General features: G+C 65.4%; 15 protein-coding genes. 11 read left to right on the top strand and 4 right to left on the bottom strand.

Features of this window, described 5'->3' with window-relative positions; genetic code table 11:
* The first annotated feature begins 85 nt into the window (after positions 1–85).
* From OXH60_06020 to tolB, 10 genes are all read left to right on the top strand, one after another.
* Positions 86–2,401, top strand: coding sequence for a 4Fe-4S binding protein (locus OXH60_06020; protein MDE0711673.1), 2,316 nt, complete (start codon positions 86–88; stop codon positions 2,399–2,401).
* 384 nt (positions 2,402–2,785) lie between these two features.
* The gene (locus tag OXH60_06015) at positions 2,786–3,541 is read left to right on the top strand and encodes a YebC/PmpR family DNA-binding transcriptional regulator (protein MDE0711672.1); all 756 of its coding nucleotides are present in this window, start codon (positions 2,786–2,788) and stop codon (positions 3,539–3,541) included.
* A gap of 32 nt (positions 3,542–3,573) precedes the next feature.
* Entirely contained in the window at positions 3,574–4,089 is a 516-nt protein-coding gene (gene ruvC / locus OXH60_06010; protein MDE0711671.1) for a crossover junction endodeoxyribonuclease RuvC, read from the top strand.
* A complete protein-coding gene (ruvA, locus tag OXH60_06005) occupies positions 4,086–4,676 on the top strand; it encodes a Holliday junction branch migration protein RuvA (GenBank protein ID MDE0711670.1) in 591 nt (196 codons plus the stop codon). Before ruvC ends, ruvA begins: the two co-directional genes overlap by 4 nt.
* Positions 4,673–5,749 carry a Holliday junction branch migration DNA helicase RuvB gene (gene ruvB / locus OXH60_06000; GenBank protein MDE0711669.1) on the top strand — a complete coding sequence of 359 codons (1,077 nt, stop codon included), beginning with the start codon at positions 4,673–4,675 and terminating at the stop codon, positions 5,747–5,749. Before ruvA ends, ruvB begins: the two co-directional genes overlap by 4 nt.
* Positions 5,739–6,185, top strand: a complete 447-nt coding sequence (ybgC, locus tag OXH60_05995; protein ID MDE0711668.1) for a tol-pal system-associated acyl-CoA thioesterase — start codon at positions 5,739–5,741, stop codon at positions 6,183–6,185. Before ruvB ends, ybgC begins: the two co-directional genes overlap by 11 nt.
* 20 nt (positions 6,186–6,205) lie before the next feature.
* Positions 6,206–6,916, top strand: a complete 711-nt coding sequence (tolQ, locus tag OXH60_05990; GenBank protein ID MDE0711667.1) for a protein TolQ — start codon at positions 6,206–6,208, stop codon at positions 6,914–6,916.
* The gene (locus OXH60_05985; protein ID MDE0711666.1) at positions 6,913–7,356 is read left to right on the top strand and encodes a biopolymer transporter ExbD; all 444 of its coding nucleotides are present in this window, start codon (positions 6,913–6,915) and stop codon (positions 7,354–7,356) included. Before tolQ ends, OXH60_05985 begins: the two co-directional genes overlap by 4 nt.
* Positions 7,357–7,360: 4 nt before the next feature.
* Complete coding sequence (locus OXH60_05980) at positions 7,361–8,326, top strand: cell envelope integrity protein TolA (GenBank protein ID MDE0711665.1); 966 nt, start codon at positions 7,361–7,363, stop codon at positions 8,324–8,326.
* 26 nt (positions 8,327–8,352) lie between these two features.
* Positions 8,353–9,687 carry a Tol-Pal system beta propeller repeat protein TolB gene (gene tolB, locus OXH60_05975; protein ID MDE0711664.1) on the top strand — a complete coding sequence of 445 codons (1,335 nt, stop codon included), beginning with the start codon at positions 8,353–8,355 and terminating at the stop codon, positions 9,685–9,687.
* Between the two features lie 478 nt (positions 9,688–10,165).
* On the opposite strand, the gene OXH60_05970 is transcribed toward tolB, so the two are convergent.
* Positions 10,166–10,447: a HigA family addiction module antitoxin gene (locus OXH60_05970; protein MDE0711663.1), complete on the bottom strand. Its 282-nt coding sequence runs from the start codon at positions 10,445–10,447 to the stop codon at positions 10,166–10,168.
* Between the two features lie 23 nt (positions 10,448–10,470).
* Positions 10,471–10,731, bottom strand: coding sequence for a type II toxin-antitoxin system RelE/ParE family toxin (locus OXH60_05965; protein MDE0711662.1), 261 nt, complete (start codon positions 10,729–10,731; stop codon positions 10,471–10,473).
* Positions 10,732–11,096: 365 nt separating this feature from the next.
* Between OXH60_05965 and OXH60_05960 the strand changes: the two genes are divergently transcribed.
* Positions 11,097–12,752: a BCCT family transporter gene (locus OXH60_05960; GenBank protein MDE0711661.1), complete on the top strand. Its 1,656-nt coding sequence runs from the start codon at positions 11,097–11,099 to the stop codon at positions 12,750–12,752.
* A 394-nt stretch (positions 12,753–13,146) separates the two neighbouring features.
* On the opposite strand, the gene OXH60_05955 is transcribed toward OXH60_05960, so the two are convergent.
* The gene (locus tag OXH60_05955; GenBank protein ID MDE0711660.1) at positions 13,147–14,529 is read right to left on the bottom strand and encodes a branched-chain amino acid ABC transporter permease; all 1,383 of its coding nucleotides are present in this window, start codon (positions 14,527–14,529) and stop codon (positions 13,147–13,149) included.
* The gene (locus OXH60_05950) at positions 14,526–15,542 is read right to left on the bottom strand and encodes a branched-chain amino acid ABC transporter permease (GenBank protein ID MDE0711659.1); all 1,017 of its coding nucleotides are present in this window, start codon (positions 15,540–15,542) and stop codon (positions 14,526–14,528) included. Before OXH60_05950 ends, OXH60_05955 begins: the two co-directional genes overlap by 4 nt.
* Between the last annotated feature and the right edge of the window lies 1 nt (position 15,543).

The following is a 15,543-nucleotide window of genomic DNA, read 5'->3' as shown; positions in this document are numbered from 1 at the left end:
CGCGCATCCAGACAGCTGTCCGACATCTCCTGCACGAAGGAGTTTGCTCTCGGCCTTGCAGGATCCGACAAGAGGGGGTTCGGGGATGCCAGGTACTACTGTTGCCGGACACGGCGGCTGCCGTGGGCGACTGCTTGCGGGCGCGGGCTTGCTCCTCCTCGTGCTGCTGCACGCTTGGCCGGCGTCGGCGCAAGGTCCCACGATCCTGCAACAGGCCAAGGAGGACGAGCCCGAAGAGGCCACGACCGCGCCCGGCACGGACTCGTTTCTTGCGACCTACCTGAACGACGAAACGATCCAGTACGTGTTCCCAGGTGCAGATTCGTTCGAACTCGTTCCGGGCGATTTTCCAAGTGCAGACGTCTACCAGGGCGGCCAACTCGTGGGGTACGTGTTCGAGACGTATGACACGGTGCGCGGATTGGGCTACTCGCGGCGGCCATTTCATCTCATGGTCGGCGTGCGGAAGGACGGCGTGCTCTCGGGCGTGCGGCTGCTCGCCCACGTGGAGCCGATCGCCATCCTCGGCCGGACGGACGAGGACTTTCACCAGTACCTGACGCAGTACACCGAGATCGACACCGCCCGCGGGATCAGCATGCGGCTCGGGCTGTCGGATTCGGTCCTGGAAGGCGAGGCGATCGCCATGCGCGAGACCGCCGGCGACACGTCGGATCTCGTGCCTGTCGACGCCATCTCCCGGATCACGACCTCGTCGCTTCTGTTCATGGACGCCATCATGCGTGGTTCACGCAAGGTCATGCGTGACCGGGGGTCCGTCCTGTCCGCGGATGACCTGGGTCGGGTGCTTGATCTCGAGCAGATGACGGCACAGCCGTGGGCGTCGCTGTTGGAGGACAGCTCCATAGCCTCCCGCACGGTTACGGTCGGGGAACTCGAGGCTGCGCTTGAAGGAGACGCCAACACGGCGCTCCCGAGGTCGGTCCGATACGCCGGCGCAGATGAGCCGGTTGCCGAGGTCTATGCGGCGTTCGTTACCCCGGCCGGTATCGGCATCAACATCCTTGACCGTCGTTGGTACGACCAGTACGTGTCCGCGGGCCGTTCGGTCGGGGACGTGGTCATCTGGGTCGGCTTCCGCGGGCCGATTGGTTTCCGGGACACGCGCGCCACTGCCGTCGCGCCGGAGGTGTACGACAACCTCCGCATTCGCCAGGATGATCGCACGATCGCGCTGACGCCGGAACTCTTCAAGGCGCTTCCCTTCCACCACATCGCCGAGGCTCCCACCCTGGACGACCAGGGATTGTTTTATTTCGCTCCCGGGACCGGGCCGGATCCCACACGACCATGGAGCCTGGAGTACGTGGTCGACGGTGACCTGGCCCGGGGGGCGCCGGAAGACGCCGTGCCGGCGTCCGCGGTCTTCCCGGTCACCTACGCCATCCCGGCCCGTTACGTGCGTGCCGAACCGCTGCCGCTGCCACCGGTGGAGACCGCTGCGGCTGCGCTGGACAGCGGACTGGACTGGCAGGGCATCTGGCGTGACCAGCCCGTGACCGTGGCGCTGGGGTTTGCGACGGCGCTCGCGGTCATCCTGACACTCACCTTCCAGCGCTTAATCGTGCGCAACCGCACCCTCTATCGGGTCATCCGGATCGGTCTCCTCGTCTGGATCGTCGGCTGGCTCGGGATCGTGGCGGGAGGGCAGCTCACGGTCCTCCACCTCATGAACGTCGTCCAGGTTCCGTTCTACGGCGGCGGGTTCGCCGGATTTCTCGCGGAGCCACTGATCACGATCGTTGGCATTGCGGCACTGGTGACCCTGCCATTCTGGGGTCGCTCGCTCTTCTGCGGCTGGCTGTGTCCCTACGGAGCCATGCAGGAACTGCTGGGTCGTCTCGCGCGGACGTTCCGGGTCCGGCGGCCGCACATACCGCCGCTCTGGACCAAGCGACTCTCCGGCGTGAAGTACGCGGTTCTGGCCGTCCTCCTTGTGCTTACGTTCGTGGATTTCGAGTGGGCGGCGTGGGCGGCCGGCATCGAGCCGTTCAAGACCGCGATCACGCTCCGCTTCGACGCGCCGACGGCGGCGGTGCTGTGGGCGGGCGGGCTCCTGATTCTCGCGCTGTTCGTGGAGCGCGCCTTCTGCCGCTTCTTGTGTCCCCTTGGTGCCGGCCTCGCGATCCTCGGCCGGATCCGGGTGTTCTCGTTCCTCCGGCGCCGCCCCGAGTGCGGCAGTCCCTGCCAGGCCTGCGGGCCCGTCTGTCCCACCGGCGCCATCGACCGGTCCGGCAAGATCAACATGAGCGAATGCTTCTACTGCCTGGACTGCCAGGTCCTGCACGACGACAAGACCCGTTGCCCACCACTCGTCGCGCAACTGAAGGCGCGAGCCGCCCGGCAGGACACCCCGAGACCGGCCCACGCGCCGGCCTAGCTGGCGGGCCTCGCTGGATCGACGGGTGACCGGCGGTCCGGATCGGCAGCGAGCATGGCTGGCGAACGACCGGAAGCTCGAGAGCGGCGACGCCGTCCACCTGACTGACGGCCTCTGCCATAACGCGGGGCGAGACCTCCGGCGAGCGCGCGGTGCGCTGCATTCGTTCCACGAGTGCGGCGCCGCCTTTCTTGGCGGGCGATTGTCAGGGCAGGGAGGGGACGCCGGAACGGGGGAACGCCCGAAGCGGGCCAGGTATCGGACCGCGGGTCCGAGGCAGCGGACCGATGGCAGGTCCATGGCGCTTCGTGAGGCCCGTGGCCAATGGTCGTATGATAAATTTCGTCGTTGACGTCAGCATTGCAGGAACTTGTCGAAAAGCTCATGGCCGGTCATTCGCAATTCAAGAACATCATGTATCGCAAGGGCGCGCAGGACGCCAAGCGGTCCAAGATCTTTTCGAAGCTCTCGCGCGAGATCACGGTCGCCGCCCGGTCCGGACTCCCGGATCCCGACAAGAATCCCCGGCTCCGCACCGCGGTGCTGGCCGCTCGGGCGGAGAACATGCCGAAGGACCGCATCGAGCGGTCGATTCAGAAGGCGCAGGGTCCGGCGGCGGGAAGTGACTACCAGGAGGTCCGGTACGAGGGCCATGCCACGGGCGGTGTGGCCGTCATCGTCGAGGCCCTGACCGACAACCGGAACCGAACGGTCTCGGAGGTGCGCGCGGCCTTCGGAAAGCATGGGGGCACGCTCGGGGAGACCGGCAGCGTCGGTTTCGCCTTTTCGCGTCAGGGAGTGATCCGTTACGCGGCCGACACGGCCGATGCTGACAGCATGCTGGAAGCCGCGGCCGAGGCCGGTGCCGACGATGTGATTTCCGGCGCCGACATGCACGAGGTTCGGACCGAGTCGGACACGTTCGGCGCGGTTAGGGATGCCCTGAGCGAGCAGTTCGGAACCCCGACCAGCGCTCGTCTGGAGTGGGTCCCGCACACGATGGTGCCGGTGGATGAGCATCAGGCGCGGACGCTCTTCCGCATGATCGAGGTGCTGGAAGACAATGACGACGTGCAGTCCGTCTCCGCCAACCTGGAAGTGTCCGACGAGGTCCTCGAGAAACTGCGAGAATCCACCTGACTCGGGCGCGCACAACGGATCCCTGACGCGCTGTGCCCGAGCCTATGCGTTTGATCGGTCTGGATCCGAGTCTGACCCGTACCGGCTGGGGGATCATCGATGTGAAGGGCCGGAACTTCGCCTTTGTGGCGTCGGGGGCAGTCCGGACCAACCCGAAGCAGACGATGGCCGAACGCCTGGGGCACCTCGATTGCGAGCTCGGCAAGGTGCTCGAGGCGCACGGCCCCTCGGAGGCCGCACTCGAGCAGATCTTCGTCAACCGCAACCCGCGGTCGACACTGGCACTCGGGTTGGCGCGCGGCGCCGTGTTCGTGTCCGTAGCCCGGCGCCAGATGCCCGTGCACGAATACGCGCCGGCCACGGTCAAGCGGGTTGTGACCGGACAGGGCAATGCGAGCAAGGAGCGGGTGGCCGCACTGGTCCGGGCATTGCTGCCAAAGGCCACCCTGGAGACCCATGACGCGTCGGACGCCCTGGCGGTCGCGATCTGCCACGCGAGCCACGCCCGGTCGCACGCGAGGCTTGTCATCACGGGTGGCTGCCCGTGATCGCCAAGCTGCGGGGCATTCTGGATTCGACGGGGGACGGCTGGGCCTTGATCGACGTGGGCGGAGTCGGTTACCAGGTGACGTGCACCCGCCGCACGCTAGGCTGGCTGCTCAGTGCCCGGCCGGAGGCGGAAGTCCTGGTGCATACGAGTGCCCGCGACAATGCGGTCGAGCTCTTCGGGTTTCGGAACGATGCCGAGCGAAGCTGGTTCCGGGCCCTGCTTACCGTCCAGGGGATTGGTGCCAAGACCGCGCTGGCGACACTTGACGCGCTGGCGCCTGCCGAGCTCGAACAGGCCGTGGCCGCGAGCGACGCCAAGGCCATCGCGCGGGCCGAAGGGATCGGCGCCAAGGCCGCCTCGCGCATCCTCTCGGAACTCAAGCACCGCGTCGGCACCCTTCCGACCGCTCCCGACGCTGGCCCGGGCTCCGATGCAAACGCCTACCGCGATGCCGTCGAGGCTCTCGTTGCCCTCGGGTACGGGCGACTTGAGGCGGTGGGGGCGCTGTCGAGTGCGCAGGCGCAGCATCCCGATGTCAGTGCGGAGGTTCTCGTCAGGCATGCGCTCCAGGCAATAGCCCGATGAGCGGGGGCGAGCCTGTCGACGCGGTGCGGGTGGTGGCTGGCGGACCGCGACAGTCCGCAGACCGAGCGCTCCGGCCCACCCGGTTCGATGAATTTGTCGGGCAGGAACGCAATCTCGCGAACCTTCGAGTGTTCATCCAGGCGGCAAGCACGCGCGGCGAGGCACTCGACCATGTCCTGCTGTACGGGCCGCCGGGTCTCGGCAAGACGACCCTCGCGCACATCATCGCGGAGGAGCTCGGGACCGGCATCCTGGCGACGTCAGGTACGGCACTCGGGCGGCCGGGCGACCTCGCCGCGATCCTGACCAACCTCGACCCGCGCGACGTCCTGTTCATCGACGAGATTCACCGGCTGCCCGTCACCGTGGAGGAAACCCTCTATCCGGCCCTTGAGGATTTCCGCCTCGACATCATGATCGGACGCGGCCCGAGCGCCCGCACCATGCGAATCGAGCTGCCGCCGTTCACGGTCGTCGGTGCCACCACCCGCGTCGGGCGCGTCTCAAACCCGATGCGTGAACGGTTCGGCATTCCGTTTCACGTCAACTTCTACAGACCGGAGGAACTGCAGCAGATCGTTGCCCGCGGCGCCGCGCTCCTCGGCTTGGACCTTGCCCCGGATGCCGCCGCCGAAATCGCCAGACGGGCACGCGGTACGCCTCGGGTGGCCGCGCGGCTGCTCCGCCGCGTCCGGGACTTCGCGACGGTCCGGGGCGCAAATGCGGTCGTCAAGGACGATGCCGAATCCGCACTGGAGCAGCTTCACATCGACGCCGACGGGCTGGATGCCTTGGACCGCCGCTACCTCGACTGCCTGGTCCGAAGCTACGAAGGCGGGCCGGTCGGGATCGAATCGCTGGCCGCAGCGCTCTCGGAGGAAGTCGAGACGCTTCAGGACGTGGTGGAGCCGTTTCTCCTGCAGGCAGGCTTTGTCCAGCGGACCGCAGCCGGACGTGTCGCGGCCGGATTGGCCTGGAGGCGGTTGGGCCTGAAACCGCCCCGTCCGGGGACCATTCCCGGATTGTTCCCGGCGGATGCTGCCGCCGAAACTGGCTCTGCCGATGACGGATGATGCTGTTCCGACAAGCGGTTGCTTTCGGAACGGTACGCATATCCTGCCGATCAGGGTCTATTTTGAAGATACCGACGCAGGTGGCATCGTTTATCATGCGGGCTACCTCCGCTACGCGGAGAGGGCCCGGACGGAGATGTTGCGCTGCCTCGGCATCGAGCACACGCTCATGCTGGCCGAGCTCGGCGTGTTTTTTGTCGTTCGCGAGATGCATGTGCAATTTCACGCCCCGGCTCGCCTTGACGACGCGCTCGAAGTGCATACCAGAACGGATTCCGCAAGCGGGGCCAGGCTGCGGCTTTCGCAAACCGTTTGTAGTCGAGACGTGGTGCTGGTGGAGTTCGCGCTGACCTTGGCCTGCGTGACAAGGGAAGGGCGCCCGCGTCGCTGGCCCGCTCGCGTAGCAGCGGCAATTGCCAACTTGACCCGACCGTAATTCCGGACATCTTCAGGTACATGGACGAATTTCTCACCACCACGGGTGACATCGATCTGACGATCTGGGGCTTGGTGCTGCAGGCCGACATCGTGGTAAAGGCCGTACTGGTCGTGCTGGTCCTGGCCTCGGTCTGGAGCTGGGCGGTGATCATTCAGAAGATGGGCCGACTGCGAATTCTCAAGCGCAAGGCCAATCAGTTCGAGCAGACGTTTTGGTCAGGGGGCTCGTTGGAGGAGCTGCACCGGCATCTCCAGAGCCGCCCCGATCACCCGCTGGCCGCGGTGTTCGTGTCCGGCATGAACGAGTGGCAGCGGTCGGTCACGCAGACCGAGCGCCAACGGACCATTGCGGCGGGCCTGAGTGAACGGATTGGACAGGTGATGCACGTTACCGTCACCCGGGAGATGGACGCCCTCGAAAGAAACGTCGGCTTCCTCGCGACGGTCGGCTCGACGGCACCGTTCGTCGGTCTCTTCGGGACGGTCTGGGGGATCATGAACAGCTTCCAGTCGATCGCCGTGAGCCAGGACACGTCGCTGGCCGTGGTGGCTCCAGGCATCGCCGAGGCCCTGTTTGCAACGGCGCTCGGACTGTTGGCCGCCATCCCGGCGGTGGTGGCGTACAACAAGATCTCGAGCGATCTGAATCGCTATGCCGCACGTCTCGAAACGTTTGCGAGTGAACTCGGCGCGCTGCTGTCGCGACACATTGACGAGAACGAAACTTGAACATTGATCCGGTTCAGCACAAGGCGCGTCTCGGGCGGGGCACCCGGGCCCCCATGTCGGAGATCAACGTCACCCCGCTCGTCGACGTGATGCTCGTCTTGCTCGTCGTATTCATGATCACCGCACCGCTGCTGACCACGGGTGTGAGCGTCAACCTCCCCGAGGCAGATGCGGAACCCATCCCCGGCAACGATGAACCCATCGTCGTGACGGTACAGGCCGACGGGCGGGTGCTGCTGCTCGATACACCGATTGAGATCGAGACCTTGGCGGCCAAGCTGGCCGCCATTCAGGAGGCCCGGTCCGGTCAGCGGGTGTTCGTACGCGGCGACCGGGATGTAGACTACGGACGGATCATGGAAGTGATCGGACTCATTTCGGCGTCAGGCCGGCATCGCGTGGCACTGGTCACGGTCCCGCCCAATTCCGACGGGCCCTGACGCCGTGGGCCGGAGTGTCTTTCTATCGGTCCTGTTGCACGCTCTATTCGTGACCTTGGCAGTGGTGGGCCTGCCAACGTTGTCGCGGCCGATCGTGCTGCCGCCCTCGATCGACGTGGAGGTGGCGCAGGCTCTCGAACCCGTGCTGGAGCCGGCAGAGGCGCCGCCTCCGCCGGCGATGCCGCAGCGGGAACAGAATCCGGCGGATCCGGCGCCCGCACGACCGCCGGAACCGGTCGCAGCGGCCAGCCCGCCGGAACCCGAAGCCGTCGAGGCGCCCGTTGACGACACCCCGCCGCCGCCGCCCAAACCAGCACCGGTAGCGGTGGCGCCTCCTGCTCCCCCGCCGCCCAGCCCCGAACCGCCAGCTTCGGAATCGGCGCCACCGCCACCCGCGCCCACGATGGTCGAGCCGGAACCCGTAGAACCCGAACTCCCGGAACCCATGCCCCCGCAGGTGGCGCAGGCTGATCCTCCCCCCGCGCCGGCTGCGCCACCCCCGCCATCGCGTTTCGACGACATGCTCCGTGACCTTTCCGAACGAGAACCTTCACCGCCGGAAGCCGGGGAGGCCGAGACCAATCTGGAGGAAACGCTGGAGCGCCTCGCGGCACTCGAACCGGTGCCACGGCCGGTCGCGCGCGACACACCCGAAGACCGCTTCGCACGGGCCCGGATTTACGGCTTGATTCAGAGGCAGATCCAGGCCAACTGGAGGCGCCCTCCGGCACTGCAGGAGGTCGACGACATGGTCGTGAGCCTGGACTTCCAGCTGCAGCCGGACGGCACCATCCACGATCTTCACATTTCGGATGCGGAACTCGACCGGATCGATCGGAATGCGCTCCTGCGGCCGCTGCTTGACAGTGCCCAGGCCGCGATCCTGAGGACTGGCAAGATCACCGGGCTGCCGCCCGAGGAGTACCCACTGTGGCGGCGCGTGCGGTTAAACTTCCGTCCACCGCGCTAGCCCGCCAGGTGTTCTCGATGCCACGCATGTCAGCTTTTTTCCGTTTCACGGCGCCGTTCGCCGTCCTGCTTGTTGCCGGCCACTCTGTGCTGGCGCAGGAAGGGCCGCTGGAAATCGATATCACCGAGGGGCGGATCGAGCCCGTTCCTTTCGCCCTGACACTCGATGTGGAAGGAAATCTGTTGGCGACGGATGCCGGCGACATCGGTGATGTCGTCGTCAACGACCTCCAGAGTTCGGCTCTTTTTCGGCAGATCAATCCGGAAGCGTACATGCAAAGCGCGGCGGACGCGGCAGAGCAGCCGCGGTTCCGCGACTGGCGGATCATCGATGCTCAGGTGCTCATCGCCGGGTCGGTTCGCGATCGGGGTGACGGGACGATCGAGGTGGCGGTCCGGGCTTGGGACGTCTATGGCGGCCGGGAGATGGTCGGTGTCCGCCTGAATGGACCCTTGGCGCTCGCACGCCGGATGGCGCACGTGCTGGCTGATCGAATCTATACCCGTGTCACGGGTGAGCCCGGGTACTTCGATACGCGCATCCTGTACGTGGCCGAGTCGGGGCCGGCGACGGAGCGCGTCAAGAGGCTCGCGATCATGGATCAGGACGGGGCCAACCACGAATACCTCACAGATGGATCGCATCTGGTTTTGACGCCGCGCTTCTCGCCCGACGGAAATGGAGCGCTGTACTTCAGCTACCAGGGCCGGGAGCCGAGCGTGTTTCGATACGATCTGGATGCCCGCAGAAGCGAGGAACTGGGGCAATTCTCCGGCATGTCATTCGCGCCCCGGTTCCACCCGGAGGGCACTGAGGTTGCCATGTCGTTGGCACGCGAGGGTGTGACCAACGTCTTCACATTGGATTTGGCAACCGGTGATCTTCTGCAGCTGACCCGCGGCCGCGCGATCGACACGTCGCCGAGCTATAGCCCCGATGGAGACAGGATCGTCTTCAGTTCCGACCGATCGGGGCGACCACATCTGTTCGTGATGGATTCCGGAGGCGGTGTGGCCCGCCGGATCAGTTTCGGAGAGGGAAGCTATACCACTCCGGTCTGGTCTCCCCGCGGCGACTACATTGCGTTTACGAAGTCGGTGAAGGGACGCTTCTATATCGGACTCATGCACCCGGACGGCACCGGCGAGCGGCTGATCGCGGACGGCTTTCTGGTGGAGGGTCCCAGCTGGGCGCCCAATGGACGTTTGCTGGCGTTTGCGCGAACTGAACCGGCTCCGGGCAGCGCCGACACGATTCGGATCTACACGATCGACATCACGGGCAACCGGGAACGCGAACTCCCGACCCCCACTGATGCTTCAGACCCCTCCTGGGGCCCCTATCAGGCGACCAGGTCGTAAAGCACCACTTGGCCAAGGCTCGCGCGGCTCGAAGCCAACCGATCAGCCTCCTATCGCCTGTCATCCGCTTGACGGTGTCACGTGTAACGGCGCCCGTCATGAGTACGGCTCCGTGGCGCGGGCGGGTGACCGAAATCGAAACCGCGCCGAAGGTCCGGGGGTCTTGGACGGAAAAGCGGTGCGCACCGTCCGAAGGTTGAGCAAATTGCCGCGGGTCCGCTCGGAAGAGGCAATATGTGTGCGGATGCTGTCGCCAACGCGAGACCCTGACTCTCTCACCGAGTCGGTCACGAGGTGCGCGTAGCGTTTGGCCTGAGGTGACGTCGTTCGGACCAGCGTGGTTGGCCAACTGCCCGGCAAGCGGGGCAGGCAGCATCAACTCGCGCTATGCGATGGCAACGAAGCTGCGCACCAGATCGTCTGGCGCGCAATGCCCGATCGGCATGACGATGACGGCAATGCCGGCTGCGGGTACGCCCTAGGCGGCAGCGATGCGCTCGACCTGGATCGTCCGTTCGAGATCGCGTGACTGCGCGAGGTCGAAGGCCAGCTGCATCCCAAGCCAGGTTTCCGGTGTGGACCCGAACGCTTTCGACAGGCGGTAGGCCATCTCGACTGAGACCGAAGCCTTCTCGTTCACCAGATTGGATAGCGTTTGCCGCCCGACACCGAGCCGCCGTGCCCCTTCCGTGACCGACAGACCCAGAGGCTTCAGGCAATCCTCACGCACGATGGCTCCGGGATGGACAGGGTCGCTCATTGCCATGGCAGAACCTCCTAGTGCTAATCCACATAGTCGACATCCACGACATCGCCGTCATCAAACCGAAAGGTCACCTGCCAATTGGCGGAGACCGCCACCGCATGGTGACCGCGGAGGCGGTGCAGGCGATAGCCCGGAAGATCCATCGCTTCCGGGTTCGTGCTTCGGTCCAAAGCAGTCACGATTCGCAAGAGTTTCGCGAGGTGCTCGGGCGCCACTTTGCTTGACTGCCCGCGCTCATATAGTTCCTTCAGTCCGCGATGTCGAAACGACCGGATCATGTTTCAATTGTACGTTGTCCATCGACAGTACTCAATTAAGGGAGGTCAGCCGAGCGAGCACCTGGAGGACGAGCGGCGCTAGCTGCGGCGGCGTTGAGCGGGCGCTGCGGCCAAACCGGCCAGGCGGCGTGGCCAGCGGATGGGTCCCCGCACCGGCAGGCCGTGCACACCGGGTTCGATGGGACCACGTCTTCGTCGTGACCTGTCTCGGGCTTGCTCGAAAGAAGCAATATCGCTGCCGATGCGATTCCGCCAAGCGCCATGGGCAGTGGCCCCAGGTCTGCGGGAGAAGCTCCGCCTGCGGATGATTCCTTGGTTCCGCCGCGGCCGACGATGTACTGTGTCGACGGAAGTGGAGCGTGGACATGACGACACACCGAAGTCTGGTAGCCCAAGCGGGCATCTTCAAGGGACTGCACGGCGGGATGGGGCTGGCATCCAAGGGCATGGTGATCGCCTTCGTGGTCTTTACCGCCCTCAACGTGGAATTCGCCAACAGCATTTATTCGGCCGTGCGCGGATGGATCGAGTCGGCGCTCAACTGGTACTACGTGTCGGTGCTGCTGATTACGCTCTTCGTCTGCGTGTACCTGATGTTCAGCCGGTTTGGAAAGATCAGGCTCGGTAGCGATGACAGCCGGCCCGAGTTCTCCAACTTCTCGTGGTTCGCGATGCTGTTCTCGGCAGGCGTGGGTATCGGCATTCTGTTCTTCGGCATCGCCGAGCCGATGTTCTATTTCGACAATTCGGAGCCGTGGGGCTATCCCAACAACCCGTTTGCCGACATAGCCGGCTTTACCCAGATGAGCGAGCAGCGCGCAGTCGCTGCGATGCGCGTGACCTATTTCCACTGGGGGTTCCACGCCTGGTCGCTCTACGTGATCGTTGGCCTTTGTCTGGCCTACTTCGGTTTCCGCAAGAAATTGCCACTGACGCTGCGCAGCGCGCTGCACCCGGTCATCGGCGACCGGATTTACGGGCCGGCTGGCCACGCGGTCGATCTGCTGGCCGTGTTCGGCACCGTGTTCGGTGTGGCCACCTCGCTGGGCCTCGGCGTGTCGCAAATGGCGGCCGGGCTCAACTACTTGTTCGGAATCGATCCGGGGATCGTCACGAAGATTGTCCTGATCGCCGTGATCTCGGCCGTTGCAACCCTTTCGGCCGTCTCAGGGGTCGGAAAGGGAATCCGCATCATCTCTGAGTGGAACATCTGGCTGAGCATCGCGCTGCTGGCCTTCTTCCTGTTCGGCGGTCCGTTCAAGTGGCTGATGGGTTTCTTTGTCACGACGGCGGGTGATTACCTGTGGAACTTCATTCCGATGGGCTTCCAGACCTTCAACGATCAGGGGACTGCAGCGTGGCAGGGGGGCTGGACCATCTTCTACTGGGGATGGTGGATTTCCTGGGCTCCCTTCGTCGGCATGTTCATCGCACGCATCAGCCGCGGCCGAACCATCCGCGAGTTCATGCTGGGCGTGATGTTCGTGCCGACCACGATCGCCTTCTTCTGGCTGTGCATCTTCGGCGGTTCCGCCATCTATCTCGAGCTGAACGCCCAAGGAGGCGTCGGCACCGCCGGTATCGCCGATCTGGTGCGCAATTGGGACCTGCCCGGGGCACTCTACGGCACGATCGACAAGGTGACGTCCGTCAGCTGGCTCAACTGGATCATGGCGGCCCTGGCGACCTTCCTGCTGGCGACTTGGTTCATCACCTCGTCGGATTCCGGGACACTGGTGATCACGACCATGCTTTCCATGGGCGACGATCACCCGCCGCAGCACTTCCGCATCGTCTGGGGTCTGGGTGAAGGTCTGGTCGCCGCCATCCTGTTGCTCGCCGGCGGACTGGTGGCGCTGCAGACGGCGTCCATCGCCGCGGCCCTGCCGGTCAGCGTGGTCCTGCTGCTGATGACCTACGGAATCGTCAAGTCGCTCCACGAGGACCCGAGCGAGGTCAAGACGCCATCCGGGGAACGTGCCGCCGACGGCACGCGCATGGCCCAGGAACTGCACGCTTGACGAGGCGAATGGAGTTGATCGACCCAGCGTAGCCTCAGACCCGTATCGCGGTCCTCGACGTCAGGCACCAAGGAGCGCCCCGCAGCCGGCCAACGGTGTGGGGCGCCCGGGGTCCCTCGGCAGATCCGGTCACGCGTGCTCTTTGTGCCGGATCCGACCACAGACGGCTTGGGCTCAGGCCCCCATGTGCCGGTTGGCCGTCGGCCAGCCTCGGGACACCGGTGGCAGTGTCGGGGAACGCATGATGGGTCGCAACCCGGATAACAGCGGGCGTGGCCGACGTGCTCGGGCTGCAGCCAGGACCGGTTGGTGCCCGGATTGTCGCGCGTGGGAGCGGAGCGTTTCGGCGTCAGGCCTCTCCTCGCGACGGTCCGTTCGGTAGGCGCGAGGATGTTCAGGAAGAAAGAGGTCGTTGACGGCCCACCGTTTCCGGCACGACGCCACGCGGGGTGAAACGCATCACGAGCAGCAGGATCACGCCCATCAAGATGGGCCGAACATGCGCCGCGGCCTCGACCAGGTGGACGCGGAAAGGATCGTCCGGCGCCATCGCTGCCGTCAGGGTCGCGACCGCCCACAGTGCGACCGGCTCGGCTTCGATCCAGCTCAACCAGACGATGAACCCGCCAAGCACCGCGCCGAGATTGTTGCCGGATCCCCCGACGATCACCATCACCCAGATCAGGAAAGTGAACCGCAACGGGATGTAGCTGGTGGGCGTGAATTGGCCATCAAGAGTCACCAGCATTGCGCCTGCAACGCCAACCACGGCTGAGCCAAGCACAAAGACCTGCATGTGGCGCCGGTAGACATCCTTTCCCAGCGCCTCGGCGGCAGTCTCGTTGTCGCGGATCGCGCGCATCATCCGTCCCCACGGTGAACGGAGTGCCCGCTCGCTGAGCAGCAGCACGACCAGGAGGACGGCGGCGAACAATCCCGCGTAACAGAGCTTGACGAAGATGCCGGAGGCCTCGACCACCAGTTCGCGCAGCAGGGCGGCGGATTCCGACTCGGTCAATGCGGCGAGCCTGTCCCGGTTTAGCGAGTGCACCAGGTCCTGGAACCAGTCCGCTCGCTGGAGGCCGATTTCATAGGGTACCGGGCGGTCGAGCCCGGTGACGTTCTTCACCCCCCGGGCGAGCCAGTCCTCGTTCTTCAGTACCGCGATCACGATCTCGGAGATCCCGAGCGTGGCGATCGCGAAATAGTCCGCGCGTAGGCCCAGCGCCACGCGGCCGATCGCCCAGGCGGCGCTCCCGGCAAACAACCCGCCCACTGCCCACGACATGACAATGGGAAGACCGAGCCCGCCGAGATAGCCGGTGGAAGACGGGTCGATGGCTTCGATCGCCTCCACCGCCGGATTGAAGAAGGCGCTGATCGAGAAGTATCCGACGAGGGCCGCCACCGCCACTGCGGCGGTGCGGAGGGCGCCGGCCGGCAGCCGTTGGCAGGCAAGCCAGATCAGCGCCACCGTCAGACACGCCACTCCGGCGGCGAGCAGCAGGCTCGCGCCGCCCGCCGAAACGGCCTCATGGACCGGCGGCTGCGAGACCACCACCGCGGCCAGACCCCCCAATGCGGCGAACGCCATCGTCCCCACGTTGAACAATCCGGCGTAGCCCCATTGGATATTGACGCCAAGCGCCATCACCGCCGAGATCAGGCATAGGTTGAGCACCGCCAGACTGACCGACCAGGACTGGCCCAGGCCGATGGACAGGAGCGCCGCCGCGACCACGCCGAAACCGATGGCGGCGCGAGCGTTCCCGCTCATGAGCTACGCCCCCGAAACAGCCCAGTCGGCCGCCACAGTAGAACCACGACCAGGATCACGAATGAGACCGAGAGCTTGTAGTCGGTGGAGAGGAGTTGCACGAGGCCAACGGGACGCATGTCGTCAGGGAGGAGATAACCCAGGAACTTCTTGTAGGGGTAGGTGAGCGCGATTTCGGAGAAGGCGACCAGAAAGCCGCCCGCAATCGCACCGTGCGGCTGTCCGATTCCACCCACGATCGCGGCAGCAAACATGGGAAGCAGGAGCTGAAAGTAGGTAAACGGCTGAAAGCTCTTGTCGAGCCCGTAGAGTGTGCCGGCAACCGCGGCAAGCGAGGCCGCGATGGCCCAGGTCAGCAGGACCACCCGGTCCGGTTCGACGCCCGAAAGAAGGGCCAGGTCCTCGTTGTCGGAGTAGGCGCGCATCGCCTTGCCGGCGCGGGTACGGCGCAGGAACCAGAACAGCGCCGTGACCGCGATGACTGCCAGGGCCAGGGTCAGGACCTGGGATGTGCGGATCGATAGCCCCTCGGCAAGGCCTGTCAGAGTCTTGAACTCGCGCGCGTTGATCAGGTAGCGAGCGCCGTCCGAAAAGGATCGGTCATCCGGGCCGATGACCACCCGGACGACACCGTTGAGGACGAACATCACACCAACCGAGGCAATGGCCAGCACCATCGGCGCGCTGCGTCTCAGACGATAGAACCGGAAGACCGCCCGGTCGGCGGCCAGGCCGACGGCGATGGTCGCGGCGATGCCAAGGGGAAGGGCCAGCAATGCGGTCGGCAGGAGGCCCAGCCCGACGTCCCACGCCTGCAGCTGCCACGTCAGCATGATCACGACCATCGTGCCGAACGCCATCAGGTCCCCATGGGAAAAGTTGGCGAAGCGCAGTATCCCGTAGACGAGCGTGATCCCGAGCGCGCCCAGCGCGAGCTGTGATCCATAGGCAAGCGCTGGAACGACGACGAAATTCGCCAACAGGACCATCGCATTGACGACGTCGACGCCCATC

The sequence above is a fragment of the Rhodospirillales bacterium genome (assembly GCA_028824295.1).
Taxonomy (GTDB): Bacteria; Pseudomonadota; Alphaproteobacteria; order TMED109; family TMED109; genus VXPW01.
The sequence above is the reverse complement of the archived record's forward strand: the minus strand, read 5'-3'. Positions and strand labels throughout refer to the sequence as shown.

Excerpts from the sequence above, each read along its gene's own strand:
- ybgC (MDE0711668.1), top strand. The coding sequence starts at position 5,739 with ATGACGGATGATGCTGTTCCGACAAGCGGTTGCTTTCGGAACGGTACG.
- OXH60_05965 (MDE0711662.1), bottom strand. The coding sequence starts at position 10,731 with ATGATCCGGTCGTTTCGACATCGCGGACTGAAGGAACTATATGAGCGC.
- tolB (MDE0711664.1), top strand. The coding sequence starts at position 8,353 with ATGTCAGCTTTTTTCCGTTTCACGGCGCCGTTCGCCGTCCTGCTTGTT.
- OXH60_06020 (MDE0711673.1), top strand. The coding sequence starts at position 86 with ATGCCAGGTACTACTGTTGCCGGACACGGCGGCTGCCGTGGGCGACTG.
- OXH60_05960 (MDE0711661.1), top strand. The coding sequence starts at position 11,097 with ATGACGACACACCGAAGTCTGGTAGCCCAAGCGGGCATCTTCAAGGGA.
- ruvB (MDE0711669.1), top strand. The coding sequence starts at position 4,673 with ATGAGCGGGGGCGAGCCTGTCGACGCGGTGCGGGTGGTGGCTGGCGGA.
- OXH60_05970 (MDE0711663.1), bottom strand. The coding sequence starts at position 10,447 with ATGAGCGACCCTGTCCATCCCGGAGCCATCGTGCGTGAGGATTGCCTG.
- OXH60_05955 (MDE0711660.1), bottom strand. The coding sequence starts at position 14,529 with ATGAGCGGGAACGCTCGCGCCGCCATCGGTTTCGGCGTGGTCGCGGCG.
- OXH60_06015 (MDE0711672.1), top strand. The coding sequence starts at position 2,786 with ATGGCCGGTCATTCGCAATTCAAGAACATCATGTATCGCAAGGGCGCG.
- OXH60_05950 (MDE0711659.1), bottom strand. The coding sequence starts at position 15,542 with ATGGGCGTCGACGTCGTCAATGCGATGGTCCTGTTGGCGAATTTCGTC.
- tolQ (MDE0711667.1), top strand. The coding sequence starts at position 6,206 with ATGGACGAATTTCTCACCACCACGGGTGACATCGATCTGACGATCTGG.